This is a genomic window from Pseudomonas sp. FG6 (genome assembly GCF_057809015.1).
Window position 1 is genome coordinate 12,529 of record NZ_JBMDJD010000046.1, and the last position, 18,591, is coordinate 31,119.

Below are 18,591 nucleotides of genomic sequence, written 5' to 3' on the forward strand. Positions count from 1 at the left end.
TGGCAAGCGGCGTTCGGCGGCTGGCGCGCAGGCAAAATGAATTTCTTGCCGGGGCGTCGCTCCTAATTTCAGAACCGCTGAAACAGCGAATGAACGTTAATGGTTCAAGGAGAGTCACCTTCATGAATTCGACGCCCAAGAACAACGGACAGGCGACCACGCGCTTGATCCTCGTTGTCGAAGACGACCCGACCATCCTGGAGTTTCTCTGCGAGATCCTGGAGGACGAGGGATTTGTCGTGGAGCCCCGGGAAAGTGCCGATGCGGCGCTGAAATTCCTCGAGCAGAGTGCCGACTATGTCGACCTGTTGCTGACCGACATCACCATGCCAGGCACGCTGGACGGCGCAGACCTGGCCAACCTCACCGGGGACCGCTGGCCACAGATCCCGCTGTTGATCATGTCGGGCTACGAAACGCCGGAAAGCGCCGGGATCAAGCACCACGCTTCGTTCATCGCCAAGCCGTGGGCGTTGGGGCAGATGCTGGATCTGGTGGAGCATACGGTGAAGAGTCATTCGCTCCATTGAGATCCGTGAAAGCAAAGAGGATCTGTGGGAGTAAGGAGGATCTGTGGGAGTAAGGAGGATCTGTGGGAGCAAGGCTTGCCCGCGATGCAGGCGACGCGATTGCATCGCGGGCAAGCCTTGCTCCCACACTTTGCTCCCGCAATGGCTACCCCACCACAATAGGGTCGTTGAGCCGGTTGTTTCTCAGTTCTTGTCCAAATCCACATTGCAGGTTTCCCGCAGGCACAGCATGCCCACCACCAGGCTCACTCCGGTAATCACCACCGGGTACCACAGCCCGTAGAAGATGTCCCCGGTGTAGACCACCAGCGCAAACGACACGGTGGGCAGGAAACCACCGAACCAGCCGTTGCCGATGTGGTAGGGCAGGGACATGGAGGTGTAGCGGATGCGGGTCGGGAACAGTTCGACCATCAGCGCCGCCAGCGGGCCGTAGCACATGGCCGAGATGATGATCAGTGCCACGATCAGCACGACGATCATCGCTCGGTTGATCTGCTGGGCATCGGCTTTCTGCGGATAGCCGGCCAGTGTCACCGCGCCGCGCAGGGCCGCTTCGTCGTAGCCGTCAAGCTTCACCTCGCCGACGCTGACCTGCACATCGCTGCCGGCCGGGGCCGCGACGCTGCTGTAGGGCAGGCCTTGCTTGACCAGGAAGGTCTTGACCTTGTCGCAGGGGCTGTCGAAACGCGCCTTGCCCACCGGGTCGAACTGGAAGGTGCAGGTGGCCGGGTCAGCCACCACGGTAATGGGGGACTGGCGGCTCGCCTGGTCGATGGCCGGGTTGGCGTAATGGGCCAGGGTCTTGAAGATCGGGAAGTACAGCGCCGTCGCCAGCAGCAGGCCGATCATCAGCACCGGTTTGCGCCCGACCTTGTCCGACAGCCAGCCAAAAAAGACGAAGAACGGTGCGCCGATGATCACGCTGACGATCAGCAGGCTGTTGGCCAGGGCCGGGTCCATCTTCAGGAATTGGGTGAGGAAGAACAGCACATAGAATTGCGCGGCGTAGAAGGTCACCGCTTGCCCGGCGTTGATGCTGAACAGAGCGATCAGCACCACCTTGAGGTTTTCCCATTTGCCGAAGGATTCGCGGATCGGTGCCTTGCAGCACTTGCCTTCTTCTTTCATCTTCAGGAAGGCCGGTGACTCGTGCAGGCTCAGGCGAATCCAGGTGGAAATGCCCAGCAGCAGGATCGACAGCAGGAATGGAATGCGCCAGCCCCAGACTTCGAACTGATCGCCGGTGAAATAGCGGCAGCCGAGTATCACCAGCAACGAGAGCAGCAAGCCGAGGGTCGCGGTGGACTGGATCCAGCTGGTGTGGAAACCGCGCTTGCCGATGGGCGCATGCTCGGCGACGTAGGTGGCTGCGCCACCGTATTCACCGCCCAGGGCCAGGCCCTGGAGCATGCGCAACGCCACCAGGATGATCGGCGCGGCAATGCCGATGCTGGCGTAGTTGGGCAAAAGGCCGACGCAGAAGGTTGCCAGGCCCATGAGCACGATGGTCGCCAGGAACGTGTATTTGCGCCCAATCATGTCCCCCAGGCGGCCGAACACCAGCGCCCCGAACGGCCGCACGATGAAGCCGGCGGCGAACGCCATGAGGGCAAAGATGAACGCCGTGGTGTCGTTGACCCCGGCAAAGAACTGCTTGCTGATCACCGCCGCCAGGGCGCCGTAGAGGAAAAAGTCGTACCACTCGAACACCGTCCCCAGGGACGAGGCGAAGATGACTTTCTGGATTTGCTGGCTGGTGCCGACGCTGCGCGTGGCTTCCAGGGGCTGAACATGTTCAGACATAGCGGTATCCCTCACAGTGATTGTTTTTGTTGTTCCACTGTCGACGCCGGTTTGGCATCTCCTGATTTGACTCATCCCTTTTGCTTACTCATTTCCGTTGGGGGAGACTTTTTGTTTTTCAGACCGTGGCCGACTCCTTTTGGGGCGTGCTGATTCTGGTATCTGCTTCCAGCATCATCTGCGCCGCCTTCTCGGCAATCATCAGCGTCGGCGAGCAGGTGTTGCCCGAGGTGATGCGCGGCATGATCGAGGCGTCGGCGATGCGCAGGCCCTTGATGCCGTGGACGCGCAGTTGTGCATCCACCACCGCGTCGCGATCCTGGCCCATGCGGCAGGTGCCCACCGGGTGGAAGATCGTCGTGCCGATGCGGGCGGCGGCCTGGTGCAGTTCTTCTTCGGTTTGCAGGCTGGCCCCCGGCAGGTATTCCACCGGTTTGAACGCGTTCAGGGCCGGCGCCGCAACGATACGGCGGGTCAGGCGGATGGCGTCGGCGGCCACCCGCAGGTCTTCCGGGTGACTGAGGTAGTTGGGCTGGATCAGGGGCGCGTCATGCAGGTCGGCCGAACGGATGTCCACCCGGCCACGGCTTTGCGGACGCAGGTCGCAGACCGACGCGGTGAACGCCGGGAAGCTGTGCAACGGTTCGCCGAAGCGCTCCAGGGACAACGGCTGCACGTGGTATTCGAGGTTGGCCGACGTCTGTTCCGGCCCCGAGCGGGCGAACGCGCCGAGTTGGCTGGGGGCCATGGACAGCGGGCCGCTGCGGTCGTACAGGTAGCGCAGGCCCATGCCCATCTTGCCCCACAATGTGCCGGCGATCTGGTTCAGGGTGCGGGCGTTTTCCAATTGGTAGATCAGCCGCAATTGCAGGTGATCCTGCAGGTTGCCGCCGACGCCGGGCAGTTCATGGACCACGCCGATGCCCAGGCGCTGCAACAAGGGGCGCGGACCGATCCCGGAGCGTTGCAGGATCCCCGGCGAGCCCACGGCACCGGCACACAGCACGATTTCCTTGCGGGCCTTGAAGGTCATGCCCTTGCCTTGCCAGCGGGCGCTGACGGCGTGGGCCCGGTCGTCACGCAACAGCACGCGCTCGACCTCGACGTCGGTCAAGACCGTGAGATTGGTGCGCTGGCGAATCGGCTTGAGAAAAGCCTTGGCCGCGTTCCAGCGCACGCCGGCTTTCTGGTTGACCTGGAAGTAACCGCAGCCTTCGTTGTCGCCGCCGTTGAAGTCGTCGATGTTGGCGATGCCGCTCTGCTCGGCGGCGGTGCGAAACGCATCGAGAATCGGCCAGGACAGGCGCTGGCGTTCGACCCGCCATTCGCCGCGAGCGCCGTGGAGCGCGGAGTCACCGGCAAAGTGGTTTTCGCTTTGCCGAAACAGCGGCAGGACGTCTTTCCAGGCCCAGCCCGAATTACCCTCGGCCGCCCAGCTGTCGTAGTCCGCCGCCTGGCCGCGCATGTAGATCATGCCGTTGATGGACGAGCAGCCGCCCAGCACCTTGCCCCGTGGGTAGCTCAGGGCACGCCCTTGCAGGCCCGGTTGTGCTTCGGTCTTGAAGCACCAGTCGGTGCGCGGGTTGCCGATGCAGAACAGGTAGCCCACCGGGATGTGAATCCACGGGTAGTTGTCGCGGCCACCGGCTTCGAGCAACAGCACCCGGTGCTGCGGGTTGGCCGACAGCCGATTGGCCAGCAAGCACCCGGCCGGGCCGGCACCCACGATCACGTAATCGTATTCATCGACGACAGGTTGCATCCGTGACCTCATTTTTTGTTCTTGTGCGGCTCATCCTAGTTGTTAGTTTTCGTTAAAAGAATGTTAGTTTTTGCGCAGCCGCTGTGCGTTTATAAACAACCAGGAAGGGTACATGTTCGACTGGAATGACTTGCGCTATTTTCTGGAACTGCAACGCAGTGGCCGTTTGCTGACCGCCGCACGACGACTGAACACCACCCATGCCACGGTGGCCCGGCACATCGAAGCCATCGAAAAGAGCCTGGGCACGGCGCTGTTCGTCCAGCACGCCCAGGGTTATGAGTTGACCCCGGCTGGCGAGACGTTGCTCAAGCACGCCGAGGCCATGGAAAACGTGGCGTTGCTGGCCCAGGAGGACATCACCCAGTCCAGCGCGCCCCTGGGCAAGATCCGCCTGGGGGTGACCGAAGGGCTGGGCATCATGTTCCTGGCCAGTCGCATGGAAGGGCTGTTCCAACGTTACCCCGGCCTGGAGGTGGAACTGGTGGCGGTGCCACGGTTCGTCAGCATCCTCAACCGCGAGGCGGAAATCAGCATTCACCTCGAACGCCCGGCCGCCGACCTGCTGGTGACCCGCAAACTCACCGACTACAGCCTGGCGCTGTACGCGAGCCAGGCCTACCTGGACCGCTCGCCGCCGTTGCGCACCCGGGAGGACCTGGCCCGCCACGCCTGGATCGGTTACGTCGATGACCTGCTGTTCAGCCAGGAACTGATGTTCCTCAACAGCTTTTGCCGCAACCCCCGGGTGGTGTTCCACAGCACCAGCGTCATCGCCCAGCAACAAGCCGCGCGCGCCGGACTCGGGATCGCCGTGCTGCCGTGCTACATGGCCAGCGGCGACGCGGCGCTGGTGCCCTTGCTGCCGGACGAAACCATTCGCCGCAGCTACTGGATCAGCACCCGCCGCGAACTGCACAAGTCCGTGCGGTTGCGCGTGCTGTGGGATTACGTAGTGCAGTTGTGCGAGCGGGAGCAGGGAGTGTTGGTGCCCTGACGCACGGCCATCGAGCGCAGGTGCTCAGCTCTAAGGTTATGTCCAAACAGTATTTCTCAAGCCGTGTGTGGTTTCCCTAACATCCCGTCATAACTCGTTATGACAAGTGAAGGGGTGCCATGTCCGACAACGTGCTTTGCCTCACCAGTGTACCGCTGCACACGCAGCTGCGAGACGTGCTGCGCGCGCGCATTCTCGATGGCCAATACCCTCAAGGCGGCCGGATGCCTTCGGAAAGCGAGCTCGGCACGCTGTTTCGTGTCAGCCGCATCACCGTGCGCCAGGCCTTGGGCGATCTGCAAAAGGAAGGGCTGATCTTCAAGATCCACGGCAAAGGCACGTTCGTGGCCAAGCCCAAGACCTTCCAGAACGTCAGCACGCTCCAGGGCCTGGCCGAGTCCATGAACGGACGCGGTTTCGAGGTGATCAACCGCTTGCACAGTTTCAAGTTCATCGCGGCTGACAAGCAGGTGGCCGAGCGCCTGAAGGTGGCTGAAGGGGAAGCGGTGGCGCAGATCAAGCGGGTCCGGTTGATCAACCGCGAACCAGTTTCCCTGGAAGTCACTTACCTGCCCAAAGCGCTCGGCGAGCGCCTGGAAAAGGCCGATCTGGTGACCCGCGACATTTTCCTGATCCTGGAGAACGACTGTGCCTTGACCTTGGGCCATGCCGACCTGGCCATCGATGCGGTGCTGGCCGACAGCGACCTGACCCTGGCGCTCGACGTCGAGCCGGGGTCGCCGATCATGCGCATCGAGCGCTTGACCCATGACGCCAGCGGCCAGCCGCTGGATTTCGAACACCTCTATTACCGTGGCGATGCGTTCCAGTACCGCCTGCGGATCGACCGACAAAAAGGAACCCAGGCATGACCCACAGCGCCATGACCAGAAGTACGCTGGAGCAGGAATACGACATCGTCGTCATCGGCGGTGGCACCGCCGGCCCGATGGCAGCGATCAAGGCCAAGGAGCGCAACCGTGATTTGCGCGTGCTGTTGGTGGACAAGGCCAACATCAAGCGCAGTGGCGCAATCAGCATGGGCATGGACGGTTTGAACAACGCGATCGTCCCCGGCCATTCGACGCCTGAGCAGTACACCAAGGAAATCACCATCGCCAACGACGGCATCGTTAATCAGGCGGCGGTGTACGCCTATGCGACCCACAGCTTCGAAACAATCGAGCAACTGGACCGCTGGGGCGTTAAGTTCGAGAAGGACGAAACCGGCGACTACGCGGTAAAGAAGGTCCACCACATGGGCGCCTACGTGTTGCCGATGCCGGAAGGGCACGACATCAAGAAAGTCTTGTACCGGCAGTTGAAACGGGCGCGAGTGAGCATCACCCATCGGTTGGTCTGCACCCGGTTGCTGACCGATGAAGAGGGCGCGGTGAACGGGGTGATGGGCTTCGATTGCCGCAGCGCCGACTTCCATGTGATCAAGGCCAAGGCGGTCATCCTCTGCTGCGGCGCGGCGGGACGCTTGGGGTTGCCGGCTTCCGGCTACCTGATGGGCACCTACGAGAACCCGACCAATGCCGGCGACGGTTATGCCATGGCTTACCACGCCGGTGCGGAACTGGCGAACCTGGAGTGCTTCCAGATCAACCCGCTGATCAAGGACTACAACGGCCCGGCTTGCGCCTACGTGACCGGGCCCCTGGGCGGTTACACCGCCAACAACAAGGGCGAGCGCTTCATCGAATGCGACTACTGGAGCGGGCAGATGATGTGGGAGTTCCACCAGGAACTCGAAGGCGGTAATGGCCCGGTGTTCCTCAAGCTCGATCATCTGGCCGAGGAAACCATCCAGAACATCGAAGAGATCCTGCACAGCAACGAGCGACCCAGCCGCGGTCAGTTCCACGCCAACCGCGGCACCGACTACCGCACGCAGATGGTGGAAATGCACATCTCCGAAATCGGCTTTTGCAGCGGTCACTCGGCCTCGGGGGTGTGGGTCAACGAGCGGGCCGAGACCTCGGTCAAGGGCCTGTATTCGGCGGGCGACATGGCCGCCGTGCCGCACAACTACATGCTGGGAGCGTTCACCTACGGCTGGTTTGCCGGCAACAACGCGGCGGACTTTGTGGCGGGCAAGGATTTCTCGGCGCTCGATGCCGGGCAGATCGAGCGCGAGAAAGCTCGCGTCTATGCACCGCTGGAGCGCGAACACGGTCTGCCGCCAGCCCAGGTGGAGTACAAGCTGCGCCGCTTCGTCAACGATTACCTGCAACCGCCGAAGGTCACCCGAAAAATGCAGATCGGCCTGCAACGCTTCAGCGATATCCAGCGCGACCTCGACCAGATCAAGGCCCACAACCCTCATGAATTGATGCGCGCCATGGAAGTCAGCGTGATCCGCGACTGCGCCGAAATGGCCGCCGGCGCCTCGTTGTTCCGCGCCGAAAGCCGTTGGGGGTTGTACCACTATCGGGTCGATCATCCGCAACGCAATGACCAGGACTGGTTCTGCCATTGCCACTTGAGGAAGGGCGACGACGGCGCGATGACCTCGTTCAAGAAAGCCGTCGAGCCCTACATCATCGCGCTGGATGCCGAAGAAATGCAGGCCTACGACCGGTTGCGCGTCGGAGCCTTTGCCGCCTGAGCCCCTGAAAAGAGAAACCGTGAAATGGCTTATCAACCCCAGGAAATCTTTTTCCGTTCCAACGCACCGGTCACGGTCGACGAAGACCTTTGCATCGCCCACAAAGGCTGCACCGTCTGCGTCGAGGTGTGTCCGATGGACCTTTTGGCAATCAACCCGGCGACCCAAAAAGCCTACATGGCGTTCGACGAATGCTGGTATTGCATGCCGTGCGAGAAGGACTGCCCGACGGGGGCGGTGAAAGTCGAGATCCCTTATCTATTGCGGTGACTGAGGCGACGCCTTCGCGTTCAAGCTCGCTCCCGCAAGGGATCGAAGCCAGTCGCAGCGTGGGAGCAAGCCTGCTCGTGAAGAGGCCACCCCAGACCCCACAAAGGCCACCCGGCCACCCCGGACGCCTGATTCAACGACACCCCTCGTTTCCCACCGCGCCCTGATCGTGGCGGAGACGAACATCCAATCAATGATTCGAGGGGACACACCCATATGTTATTGCGTGCAGCATTTGCCGGTCTGGTACTGGCGTCATTGACCTTGCCTCAGAATCCGCTCGGGTTTCCTGAAGCCTCCTTGCCGCGATTTGCCCTATGACTTCTCTGTTCGAAGACACCGACAACGATGACATCCTCGCCCTACAACCGCGCTTGACCGATGTCGATGCCGGCGTGCGGCGCATCGCCCTGATCGAGCTGGCCGACCTCGAAGAACCTGAAGGCCTGGGGTGGCTGGTGGATCGTTTGGCCGAGGATGCCAGTGCCGAGGTGCGGGCCGAAGCCGCGCGTTTGCTTGAAGCCTGGGAAGAGGCGCCGGTGGTGGCGGCCCTGTGCCGAGCCCTGACCGATCCGTCCCCGACCGTGCAGGTCGCCGCGGCCCAGAGCCTGAGTCTGCTCAAGAGCGAGGCGGCAGGGCGGGTGATCTTGCCCTGGACGGCCCATGCCGATGCCGCGGTGCGCGCTGCGGCGTTCCGGGCCTTGCGTGAGCTGCGCCTGGCCGACGCCGCACCGGCGGCCATCGCTGCCCTGGCCGATAGCCAGGCCAGTGTGCGCCGCGAGGCGGTCGGCGTGCTGGGCTGGCTCAAGCACCACGACGCCTTGCCGGCCCTGGCCCGGCTCGCCAGTGACGATCCGGACAGTGACGTGCGCCGGGCGGCGACGGGAGCCCTTGGCCTGGCTTCGGACGCCCAGGTATTGCCGGCGTTGTGTCAGGCGCTGCGGGATCCGGCCTGGGCCGTGCGCGAAGAAGCCGCCACCACCTTGGGCAAAGTTGGCCACAGCGATGCCGGTCCGGCACTGATCGACGCCTTGGCGGACGATTATTGGCAAGTGCGCCTGCGCGCCACTCGCAGCCTCGGTCGTTTGCGTTACGTCCCGGCGCTGGCGGCCCTGGTCGACACCCTGGGCCATCGCATCAGCAACCTGCGCAAGGAAGCGGCCCTGGCCCTGGGTGAATTGAACGATCGCAACGCCATTGCGGCCTTGCAGGCGGCCCAGGACGACGGCGATCCTGAAGTGCGCAAGGCCGTACGCATTGCCCTGGGCCAGTTGCAATGAGCCCGCTGGCGATGGGCAATGCCCGCGACAAGGGACAGTTGCGCCTGAACTGGCCCGACGGCCGCGAACAACGACTGGACCACACCGAACTGCGCCGCCAGTGCCCCTGCGCCCAATGCCGGGCGTTTCGTCTGCAAGGGCTGACGATCCAGGTCGACCCACGGGTCCGGGTGGTTGCCGTCAATGCCCAGGGTTATGGGGTGCAGTTGGCCTTCAGTGATGGGCATGAACGGGGGATATATCCGTGGGCCTATCTGGCGGATTTGTAGCAACAGTCCGACTCTCCAAAGGGTAGTGATGTTCACTTAAAGAAACGTGATGAAACCTGTGGCGAGGGAGCTTGCTCCCGCTGGGGTGCGCAGCAGCCCCCCTCTCTGAGCTGACTGGCGGCGCTTGTCAGAAAAATCCGAGAGGAGTACAAATGTACTCCATGACGACTCTCACTCCCCGCCGTACCGCCATCCTGACCTTCATCCGCGAACGCATCGCCGACCAGGGCCAGTCTCCCAGCCTCGCCGAAATCAGCGAGGCGTTTGGTTTTGCCTCCCGCAGCGTGGCGCGCAAGCATGTGCTGGCGCTGACCGAAGCCGGGTTCATCGAAGTCAATCCGCACCAGGCCCGGGGTATCCGGCTGCTGAACCAGCCGCCGCGTCCCGAGTGGCTGGACGTGCCGGTGCTGGGGCGCGTGGCCGCCGGCCTGCCGATCGGCGCCGATGCCGAGGTCCACAGCCGGTTGATGCTGGACCCGGCGATTTTCACCAAGGCGCCGGATTATCTGCTGCGCGTCCAGGGCGACTCGATGATCGAGGACGGCATCCTCGACGGCGACCTGGTGGGTGTGCAGCGTACGCCGCAAGCCGCCAACGGCCAGATCGTGGTGGCGCGCCTGGACGGTGAAGTGACCATCAAGCGCTTCGAGCGGATCGGCGAGCGGGTGCGCTTGCTGCCACGCAACCCGGCCTATCAGCCAATCGTCGTCGAAGCCGACCAGGACCTGGCGATAGAAGGCGTGTTCTGTGGCCTGGTGAGGCAAGGCTGATGGGCGCCGTCGTTGCGCTGGACACGCTGTTCAACGGCGGCCAGGTCTGGAAGGGCCGGCCTGCGCCACCGGCCGCCAGCCCGCAACCCACCGGCCATGACGCGTTGGACGCGGCGTTGCCCAGTGGCGGCTGGCCGGAAGCGGCGCTGACGGAAATCCTCACCGCCGCGCCAGGCGTGGGTGAGTTGCAACTGGTCTGGCCGACCCTGGCGCGGCTGTCGGCGGCGGGGGAGCGGATCGTGCTGGTGGCGCCACCGTTCGTGCCTTATCCGCAGGCTTGGCAGGGCGCCGGTATCGACCTGCGTCAGTTGTCGGTGATCCAGGCCGACGAGCGCGATGCCTTGTGGGCCACCGAGCAATGCCTGCGTTCGGGCAGTTGTGGCGCCGTGCTGTGCTGGCCTCGCCAGGCAGACGACCGGGCCCTGCGCCGCCTGCAAGTGGCGGCGGAAACCGGCCAGACCCTGGCGTTCGCCTGGCGCTCGCTCCAGGAAGCCATCAACCCGTCCCCGGCTGCCCTGCGCATTGCCATCGATGCCCGGCCTGGGCAATTGCGTGTGCTCAAGTGCCGGGGTGGGCTGGCCCGGTCGACGCCGATTGCCTTTGCCCCGCCCTCGACACCAGCCAGGCATTGAGGTTGCGATGCGCTGGGTCTGTATTCTCTTCCCGCAATTGGCGCTGGACGCCGCGCTGCGTCAGCGCCCCGATCCCGACCAGCCCCTGGCGCTGCTGACCGGCCCTGTCCAGCGTCGGGTGCTGCAAGCGGTCAATGAGCCGGCCCGGGCCCTGGGCTTGCGTCCCGGCCAGAGCATGACCGCCGCCCAGGCCCTGAGCAAAGGTTTTGCCACGGCCGAATATGACGCGGCGCAGATCGAACATTGGCAACAGTTCCTGGCGGCCTGGGCCTACCGGTTCAGTGCCCAGGTCAGCGTGCATTATCCGCGCACGGTCGTGTTCGAGATCGAGTCGAGCCTGGGCCTGTTCGGGCCCTGGCCGGTGTTCGAGGCACGGTTGCGGGCCGAGCTGACGGCATTGGGCTTTCGCCATCGTATCGTCGCCGCGCCGAACCCGGTGGCGGCGCGAGTGCTGGCCAACGCCTATGACGCCCTGGTGGTACCCGACGCCGAAACCCTGCAACAGTACCTGGGACAAATGCCCGTGGACCGCATCGGCCTGGCCCCCGACGTCGCCACGGCGCTGTCGCGCATGGGCCTGCGCCGCTTGAGCCAGGTCCAGGCCTTGCCCCGGCACACCCTGGCGCGGCGCTTCGAGGCCCAGGTGCTCAAGCACCTCGACGCCCTGGTGGGCAGCCGGACCCTGGCGCTGTCGTTCTACCTGCCGCCGGACCGCTTCGATGTGCGCATCGAGTTCAATTACGACGTGCAATCCCATCAGGCATTGCTGTTCCCGTTGCGCCGATTGACCGGCGATTTGTCGGCCTTCTTGTGCGGGCGCGACAGTGGGGTGCAGCGCTTCGACTTGCACCTGGAACACGCCGGGTTGCCGGCCACGGTGATCAAGGTCGGCCTGCTCAGCGCCGAGCGTGACGCATCGATGCTCTTCGAACTGGCCCGTGGCCGGCTGGAACAGGTGCAGGTCGAGGCTCCCGTGCGCGGCTTTCGCTTGTGTGCCGAAGACCTGCCGAGTTTCGTGCCCCAGCGCCTGGAGTTGTTCGACGAACGTGTGCAGCAAACCTTGCCCTGGGAGCAGTTGCGCGAACGATTGCGCGCGCGGCTGGGCGACGACGCGGTCCAGGGACTGGAGTTTCGTGACGACCATCGGCCCGAATGCGCCTGGCAGATGACGTCCCAGCCCCGGCCCCAGGCCTGTCCGGTGCGCGTTGGCGTGCAGCGTCCCGGCTGGTTGCTCGCTGAACCGCACGCATTGCCGCAAGGCCAGGCCCGAATCCTCATTGGCCCGGAACGCATCGAGACCGGCTGGTGGGACGGTGCCGACGTGCGCCGCGATTACTACCTGATCGAAACCCAGGCCGGACAACACGGCTGGGCCTATCGAGCGGTGGGCGAGGACGGGCCGTTGTGGCTGCAAGGCTGGTTCGCATGAACGTCGAATATGCCGAGCTGCATTGCCTGTCGAACTTCAGCTTCCAGCGCGGCGCCTCCAGTGCCCTGGAGTTGTGTCGTCGCGCCAAACAACAGGGCTACCAGGCCCTGGCGATCACCGATGAGTGCACCCTGGCCGGGATCGTTCGGGCCTGGCAGGCGGCCAAGGAGCTGGAACTGCACCTGATTGTCGGCAGCGAGGTGCAGGTCGAGAACGGTCCGAAACTGGTGTTGCTGGTGGAAAACCTGGAAGGCTACCAAGCCTTGTGCCGGCTGATCACCCGCGCCCGGCGACGCAGCGAGAAAGGGCGTTATCGCATCGTGCGCGAGGACTTCGACGAACCCTTGCCAGGGTTGTTGGCGCTGTGGGTGCCCAAGGGCCAGGACGCCGAGGCACAAGGTCGCTGGCTCCAGCAGCACTTTGCCGGACGGCTGTGGCTGGCGGTCCAGTTGCATTGCGGGCAGGACGACCAGCGTCGGCTGGCGGACTTGCTGGCCCTGGCCGAACGCTTGAAGCTTCCTGCGGTGGCAAGCGGCGATGTGCACATGCACGTGCGGAGCCGGCGCGCCTTGCAGGACACCATGACCGCCATTAGGCACCACGTCACGGTGGCCGAGGCCGGCCAGCGCCTGCACCCCAATGGCGAGCGCCACCTGCGCAGTCGCAAGGACCTGGCCGAGCTTTACCCACAAGCCTTGCTCGACGAAACCCAGGCCATCGCCCGACGGTGCACCTTCGACCTTGGGCAGTTGCGCTATGAGTACCCGCGCGAGCTGGTACCCGAGGGGCATGACCCGGCGTCCTGGCTGCGCGAGCTGACCGAGCGCGGCATGCGCGAGCGCTGGAAGAATGGCGTGGAGGACAAGGTTCGGCGACAGATCAACGATGAACTGGCGTTGATCGCCGAGCTGGGCTACGACAGTTATTTCCTCACCGTACAAGACATTGTCAGGTTCGCCCGCGAGCGCAGCATTCTCTGCCAGGGCCGAGGTTCGGCGGCCAACTCGGCGGTGTGCTATGCCCTGGGCATCACCGAGATCGATCCGGGTCGTACCAACTTGTTGTTCGAGCGTTTCCTGTCGCGCGAGCGCAACGAGCCGCCGGACATTGACGTCGATTTCGAGCACGATCGGCGCGAGGAGGTCTTGCAGTACGTGTTCCAGCGCTACGGTCGCCATCGCGCGGCGCTGACGGCGGTGGTCAGCAGTTACCACGGTGCTGGAGCGGTGCGGGACGTTGCCAAGGCTCTGGGCCTGCCGCCGGACCAGGTCAATGCACTGGCCGATTGCTGTGGCCGCTGGAGCGACGAGGCGCCGCCGGTGGAGCGTTTGCGCGAAGGCGGTTTCGACCCGGACAGCCCGGTGTTGCGCCGGGTGTTGGGCCTGACCCAGCAGTTGATCGGTTTTCCCCGGCACCTGTCCCAGCACCCGGGTGGCTTCGTGATTTCCGAGCAACCCCTCGACACCCTGGTGCCGGTGGAGAACGCCGCCATGGCCGAGCGCACCATTATCCAATGGGACAAGGACGACCTGGACGCGGTCGGGCTGCTCAAGGTGGATATCCTGGCCTTGGGCATGCTCAGTGCGATTCGTCGCTGTTTCGACCTGGTCGCGCAGTACCGGGGCCAGCGTTATGAATTGGCGTCGTTGCCCAAGGAGGATCCGGCAACCTACCAGATGATTTCCCGTGCCGACACCATCGGCGTGTTCCAGATCGAGTCGCGGGCGCAGATGTCGATGCTGCCGCGCCTCAAACCCAGGACGTTCTACGATCTGGTCATCGAAGTGGCGATCGTGCGGCCCGGGCCGATCCAGGGCGGAATGGTGCATCCGTACCTGCGGCGCCGAAACAAGGAAGAGGAGGTGACTTACCCCTCCCAAGCGCTGGAACAAGTACTCACGCGCACTTTGGGTGTGCCCTTGTTCCAAGAGCAAGTCATGCAGATCGCCATCGTCGCGGCCGACTACACCCCCGGCGAAGCAGACCAGTTGCGGCGCTCCATGGCTGCCTGGAAACGCCACGGTGGCTTGGAACCCCATCGCGAACGCCTGGCGCAGGGGATGAAGCACAATGGCTACACCGCCGAGTTCGCCGCGCAAATCTTCGAACAGATCAAGGGGTTTGGCGACTATGGTTTTCCCGAATCCCACGCCGCCAGTTTCGCCTTGCTCACCTACGCCAGCAGTTGGCTCAAATGTCACGAACCGGCGGCCTTCGCCTGCGCCCTGATCAACAGCTGGCCGATGGGGTTCTACAGCCCGGACCAGCTTCTCCAGGACGCCCGCCGGCATCATTTGCAGATCCGTCCGGTGGACGTGCGCGCCAGCGGTTGGGATTGCAGCCTCGAACCCATCGAAGGCCGGCAACCGGCGATCCGCATGGGCCTGCGCATGATCAAGGGTTTTCGCGAAGAAGATGCCCGGCGTATCGAAGGGGCCCGCCGGCAGCGGGCTTTCACTGACGTGGCCGACCTGGGCGAGCGCGCTGGCCTCGACACCCGGGCCCAGGAGCAACTGGCCGACGCCGGCGCCTTGCAGGGGGTGGCCGGTGATCGTCATCGCGCCCGCTGGGAGGTCGCCGGGGTGCAGAAGCAGTTGGGTCTGTTCGCCGGTTTGCCGAGCCAGGAAGAGTCGCCCGTGGCCTTGCCAAAACCCACGCTGGGAGAAAACCTGTTCGCCGACTACACCACGCTCGGCACGACGCTGGGTCCCCATCCGCTGGCGCTGCTGCGCTCGGAACTGCGCGCCCGGCGCTGCCGCAGCTCGCGGGAATTGCAGGACGTGGAACACGGTCGCAACGTCAGCGTCGCCGGGCTGGTCACCGGCCGCCAACGCCCGGGCACGGCCAGCGGCGTGACCTTCGTCACCCTGGAGGACGAGTTCGGCAACCTCAACGTGGTGGTCTGGCGCGACCTGGCCGAACGCCAGCGCAAGGTCCTGGTGGGCTCGCAATTGCTCAGGGTCGACGGGCGTTGGGAAAGCGTCGGCGACGTGCGCCACCTTATCGCCGGGCGCTTGAGCGATCTGACGGGACTGTTGGCGGGCATCAGCGTGCGCAGTCGTGATTTCCGCTGAGTCTTCTGCGGCAGCGCCACCGTCTCCATGAGCGCAAGACGCCGGGTGCCCGGCCCTAAACCCTGTGGCGAGGGGATAAATCCCCTCGCCACAGAACCTAGTTCACTGCGCGTTAGCGGAGCGTCGAAGATGCGGCGGCCACTCCCTCGCCACAGGCGATCGGCTTCAAGTTTGAAAAATCAAAACCCAAAAAAACGGCGCTTTCCATGCCTGGATCAAGCGCCGTTTTTTTGGGCATGTTCATGCCAAAAGCTTTACTTGCTTGGATGTCTAGCCTGGAGGGCCTTGGCCATTTCCAAGTGGTGCTGCAGGCGTGCGCCGTTACGACGAACGGTCACCGCTGGTCGGATTGACGGTCGACAGAACCCGGTTGGCAAGGCCATCCTGATAATCGACGAGCGCCGAAAGGTGTCTGCCATCGTTCCATCAAAGGAGGTGTTCCATGCCGGTGTCCCACGATTTGTGCCAGGACCTCAACTGCACAAAAGATCACATCCAGCAAAAACGCAGCGAGGATCCGAGGCTCGATTCGTTACTCCAGAAATACTCCCAACTTGATGCCGAAGTGGTCGAAGCCGAAAAGCCGGCATCCGCCGCCTTGTCCGACGACGCCCTGGAAACGCTCAAGAAGAAACGACTGCAGGTCAAGGACAAGATCGTGGCGCAGCTGCAAAAATAACCCTGTGGCCGGTCTGTAGCCTGTCTGTGGCGAAAGGCGTTTTGCGCATTATCCGGAGCCTTTCGCTGCACAGGCTTCAGCCCAGTGGATCCCAGCGTTGCGACCAGTCGCTGCCGGACTGGACAATTTCGCGCAGTACGTCGAATGCCTGTTGCAGCGCGGCCGAATCCCGGTCTCGGGAATAGACCAGGTAGGTCGGGTAATTGAATTCCGGCGCCTTGGGCACCCGCTCCAGGATGCCGCTGTCCAGGTAGCTTTGCACGACCCGGGTGCGGAAATAGCCACTGCCGCCGTTTTCCAGGATGTACTGCAACGCCAGCGGGCCGAGATTGAACGTCACGGCGGCCTTGGCCTTGTCCGGCAGTGCGGTGTCGTGCTGGCGCCGGAAATCGCTGCTCCAGTCGATATACACGTAGGGCTCGGGACGAGCGGCCAGGCGAACCAGGATGAGCTTTTCTTCCAACAGCTGTTCCACCTGCAGTCGCGGCCAGTATTCGGGCTGGTACACCACCGCCGCATCGAGCAGGCCCAACTCCAATTGTTGCAGCAGTTTTTCGCCGTCACGGATGTCCATGCGCAGGGCGTGGCCGGGAATGGTGCGGCGCAGCGCCCCGGCCCAGGCGAGCATCAAGGGGTTGCACAGGCTGACCTCGCCACCGAGGTGCAGGACGTTGCGATAGCCCTCAGGCAATGGCAGGTCACGACGGGCCGCTTCCCATGTCTGCACGAGTTGATTGGCATAGACCACAAAGGCTTCGCCGTCGGCGGTCAGGCGCGCACCGGCACGGTTACGCACGAACAGCGCGCAACCGAGCTGGCTTTCGAGCTTCTGGACCCGGGCGGTAATGGCGGTCTGGGTGACATGCAGTTTCTCGGCCGCTGCGGCGAGGCTGCCATGACGGACGATTTCCAGGAAGGTGCGGGCGAGGTCGATGTCCATGTTCGGGCCGATGCGGGGGAAGTGGGCATTGTAAGAGCTGGAGGGCTTCGCCGATACCGCGCGGCAATCGTGGGGTGGCAAAAACACGAATCCCGCCGGGGTGGGCGGGATTCGTGTTGCAGCCGGGGAAGCCTGCGCCCAGCGCGAGCGCCGTCTCAGCCCGGGAACAGCTCGGACAGCTTCATGGCCAGCATCATGTCGCCTTCGGTGCGCAGCTTGCCGCCCATGAACGCTTGCATGCCGTCGGTCTCGCCGCTGACGATGCCGTCGAGGGTTTCGCCGTCCATCACCAGGGTCACCTGCGCGTCCGGGTTTTCACCCTCCAGCAGTTCACAGGTGCTGTCCTTGACGACCAGCGAGAAATTCTTGGTATCGTCGATGCGGAAACCGAATACCAGGTCCAGGCCGGCAGCAGCGGCTGGGTTGAACTTGGCTTTCATGGCTTGTACGGCGTCGGCTACGGAGGTCATGGTTTCGATCCTTATTTGGGTGGTACAGCAAGGGTCTACAGTAATCCGGACTCAGCGAAAGGTGATGAGGTCCGGGGCCTTCAGCAGTTGCAGGTGTGCATGACTGTTGAAGGAAGCCAGGGCCACCTCGCGCCCCCTGAATTTCAGTTGATTGAGCGAGGTGTTGACGATTTGCCAGTTCAATTCGAAGGCCTGCCGGGCAGGCACTTGAGTGATCAGGTGGAGCAGGGCGGTGATGGTGCCGCCGGAGGTGAACACGGCGATTTTCTGAGTGTTGTCGGCCTGTTCCAGGATGCGGTGCAGGCCGGCCTGGACGCGCTCGACGAAACCCAGCCAGCTTTCCAGCTCGGGCGGGTCATAGCGGCCGCTGAGCCAGCGTTCGATGATCAAGACGAAGAGACGCTGGAATTCGGCGCGGTTCTGTGCGGCGTTGCGCAGGATATCCAGTGCTTCGGGTTCCTGTGGGAGTAGGTCCGGCAGCAGGGCGCGGATCACCGCGTCGGCGTCGAACTCGTTGAAGGCGCAGTCGATCTCCAGCACGGGAACCGGCAGGCCGGCGACGGACATCCGGCCCAGCGCACCGGTGGCGGTGTCCTGCTGGCGGCGCAGGTCGCCCGAGAGACAGCGATCGAAGACGATTCCGAGCGCGGCCAGGTGGTCGCCCAGCACGTGCGCCTGGCGTACACCGTTGGGCGACAGGACGTCGTAGTCGTCCGCACCGAAGGAGGCCTGGCCATGTCGAATCAGGTAGATACTGCCCACGTCCGCGTCATCCCGGTACGTTGAAGGTCTGGCGAGGTTATGAGGATGGCGGTGAGCTGTCAATGAAAAAACATACGCTTGTTTGAAATGCCTGTTACAGCCCGGTCAGGGGCGGCGGGGCCGGGTGTCCCGGCGGTGAGCACCTGGGTAACCGCAGGTTTCATGGCTGGCCGGAAGGCAGGCGCATGGGTATGCTGGAGGCGTTAAGAGCCGGCCTTTGAGCGTAATGCTGTTCACTCAAGAAAATCGCTGAACCCGTGGCGAGGGAGCTTGCTCCCGCTTGAGTGCGAAGCGCTCACAAAAAAGG

General features: G+C 63.7%; 18 protein-coding genes. 12 read left to right on the forward strand and 6 right to left on the reverse strand.

The window, feature by feature from the left end:
• The first annotated feature begins 122 nt into the window (after window positions 1-122).
• Window positions 123-530 carry a response regulator gene (locus tag ACODSJ_RS22330; RefSeq protein WP_489103810.1) on the forward strand — a complete coding sequence of 136 codons (408 nt, stop codon included), beginning with the start codon at window positions 123-125 and terminating at the stop codon, window positions 528-530.
• A 183-nt stretch (window positions 531-713) separates the two neighbouring features.
• On the opposite strand, the gene ACODSJ_RS22335 is transcribed toward ACODSJ_RS22330, so the two are convergent.
• Both ACODSJ_RS22335 and ACODSJ_RS22340 read right to left on the reverse strand, forming a co-directional pair.
• Window positions 714-2,336 carry an MFS transporter gene (locus ACODSJ_RS22335; RefSeq protein ID WP_489103811.1) on the reverse strand — a complete coding sequence of 541 codons (1,623 nt, stop codon included), beginning with the start codon at window positions 2,334-2,336 and terminating at the stop codon, window positions 714-716.
• Between the two features lie 118 nt (window positions 2,337-2,454).
• Window positions 2,455-4,098, reverse strand: a complete 1,644-nt coding sequence (locus ACODSJ_RS22340; protein WP_489103812.1) for a GMC family oxidoreductase — start codon at window positions 4,096-4,098, stop codon at window positions 2,455-2,457.
• 112 nt (window positions 4,099-4,210) lie between these two features.
• On the opposite strand from ACODSJ_RS22340, the gene ACODSJ_RS22345 reads away from it, so the two are divergent.
• The 10 genes from ACODSJ_RS22345 (at window position 4,211) to ACODSJ_RS22390 (ending at window position 15,433) form a co-directional block, all read left to right on the forward strand.
• Complete coding sequence (locus ACODSJ_RS22345) at window positions 4,211-5,095, forward strand: LysR family transcriptional regulator (RefSeq protein WP_489103813.1); 885 nt, start codon at window positions 4,211-4,213, stop codon at window positions 5,093-5,095.
• A 119-nt stretch (window positions 5,096-5,214) separates the two neighbouring features.
• Complete coding sequence (locus tag ACODSJ_RS22350; protein WP_489103814.1) at window positions 5,215-5,967, forward strand: GntR family transcriptional regulator; 753 nt, start codon at window positions 5,215-5,217, stop codon at window positions 5,965-5,967.
• An 11-nt stretch (window positions 5,968-5,978) separates the two neighbouring features.
• Window positions 5,979-7,709 carry a fumarate reductase/succinate dehydrogenase flavoprotein subunit gene (locus tag ACODSJ_RS22355; RefSeq protein WP_489103827.1) on the forward strand — a complete coding sequence of 577 codons (1,731 nt, stop codon included), beginning with the start codon at window positions 5,979-5,981 and terminating at the stop codon, window positions 7,707-7,709.
• Between the two features lie 24 nt (window positions 7,710-7,733).
• Entirely contained in the window at window positions 7,734-7,979 is a 246-nt protein-coding gene (locus tag ACODSJ_RS22360; RefSeq protein WP_489103815.1) for a 4Fe-4S dicluster domain-containing protein, read from the forward strand.
• 317 nt (window positions 7,980-8,296) lie between these two features.
• Entirely contained in the window at window positions 8,297-9,259 is a 963-nt protein-coding gene (locus tag ACODSJ_RS22365; protein WP_489103816.1) for a HEAT repeat domain-containing protein, read from the forward strand.
• On the forward strand, window positions 9,256-9,528 hold the full coding sequence (locus ACODSJ_RS22370) for a DUF971 domain-containing protein (protein ID WP_489103817.1): 273 nt from the start codon (window positions 9,256-9,258) through the stop codon (window positions 9,526-9,528). Before ACODSJ_RS22365 ends, ACODSJ_RS22370 begins: the two co-directional genes overlap by 4 nt.
• A gap of 152 nt (window positions 9,529-9,680) precedes the next feature.
• Complete coding sequence (lexA, locus tag ACODSJ_RS22375) at window positions 9,681-10,298, forward strand: transcriptional repressor LexA (RefSeq protein ID WP_489103818.1); 618 nt, start codon at window positions 9,681-9,683, stop codon at window positions 10,296-10,298.
• A complete protein-coding gene (gene imuA, locus ACODSJ_RS22380; RefSeq protein WP_489103819.1) occupies window positions 10,298-10,930 on the forward strand; it encodes a translesion DNA synthesis-associated protein ImuA in 633 nt (210 codons plus the stop codon). Before lexA ends, imuA begins: the two co-directional genes overlap by 1 nt.
• Window positions 10,931-10,937: 7 nt before the next feature.
• Window positions 10,938-12,359 carry a Y-family DNA polymerase gene (locus ACODSJ_RS22385; protein WP_489103820.1) on the forward strand — a complete coding sequence of 474 codons (1,422 nt, stop codon included), beginning with the start codon at window positions 10,938-10,940 and terminating at the stop codon, window positions 12,357-12,359.
• Window positions 12,335-15,433, forward strand: coding sequence for an error-prone DNA polymerase (locus ACODSJ_RS22390; protein ID WP_489103821.1), 3,099 nt, complete (start codon window positions 12,335-12,337; stop codon window positions 15,431-15,433). Before ACODSJ_RS22385 ends, ACODSJ_RS22390 begins: the two co-directional genes overlap by 25 nt.
• A 112-nt stretch (window positions 15,434-15,545) precedes the next feature.
• Here ACODSJ_RS22390 and ACODSJ_RS22395 read toward each other — a convergent pair whose 3' ends face one another.
• Window positions 15,546-15,677 carry a hypothetical protein gene (locus ACODSJ_RS22395; RefSeq protein ID WP_489103822.1) on the reverse strand — a complete coding sequence of 44 codons (132 nt, stop codon included), beginning with the start codon at window positions 15,675-15,677 and terminating at the stop codon, window positions 15,546-15,548.
• Window positions 15,678-15,875: 198 nt separating this feature from the next.
• Between ACODSJ_RS22395 and ACODSJ_RS22400 the strand changes: the two genes are divergently transcribed.
• Window positions 15,876-16,112 carry an HP1242/YdcH family protein gene (locus ACODSJ_RS22400; RefSeq protein WP_489103823.1) on the forward strand — a complete coding sequence of 79 codons (237 nt, stop codon included), beginning with the start codon at window positions 15,876-15,878 and terminating at the stop codon, window positions 16,110-16,112.
• Between the two features lie 76 nt (window positions 16,113-16,188).
• Here the strand turns inward: ACODSJ_RS22400 and ACODSJ_RS22405 are convergent, their stop codons facing one another.
• From ACODSJ_RS22405 to ACODSJ_RS22415, 3 genes are all read right to left on the reverse strand, one after another.
• Window positions 16,189-17,052 (reverse strand): LysR family transcriptional regulator, encoded by an 864-nt coding sequence (locus tag ACODSJ_RS22405; RefSeq protein WP_489103824.1) that lies wholly within the window; start codon window positions 17,050-17,052, stop codon window positions 16,189-16,191.
• Between the two features lie 155 nt (window positions 17,053-17,207).
• Complete coding sequence (locus ACODSJ_RS22410) at window positions 17,208-17,522, reverse strand: SCP2 sterol-binding domain-containing protein (protein ID WP_489103825.1); 315 nt, start codon at window positions 17,520-17,522, stop codon at window positions 17,208-17,210.
• A 51-nt stretch (window positions 17,523-17,573) separates the two neighbouring features.
• On the reverse strand, window positions 17,574-18,284 hold the full coding sequence (locus ACODSJ_RS22415; RefSeq protein WP_489103826.1) for a histidine phosphatase family protein: 711 nt from the start codon (window positions 18,282-18,284) through the stop codon (window positions 17,574-17,576).
• Window positions 18,285-18,591: the final 307 nt, after the last annotated feature.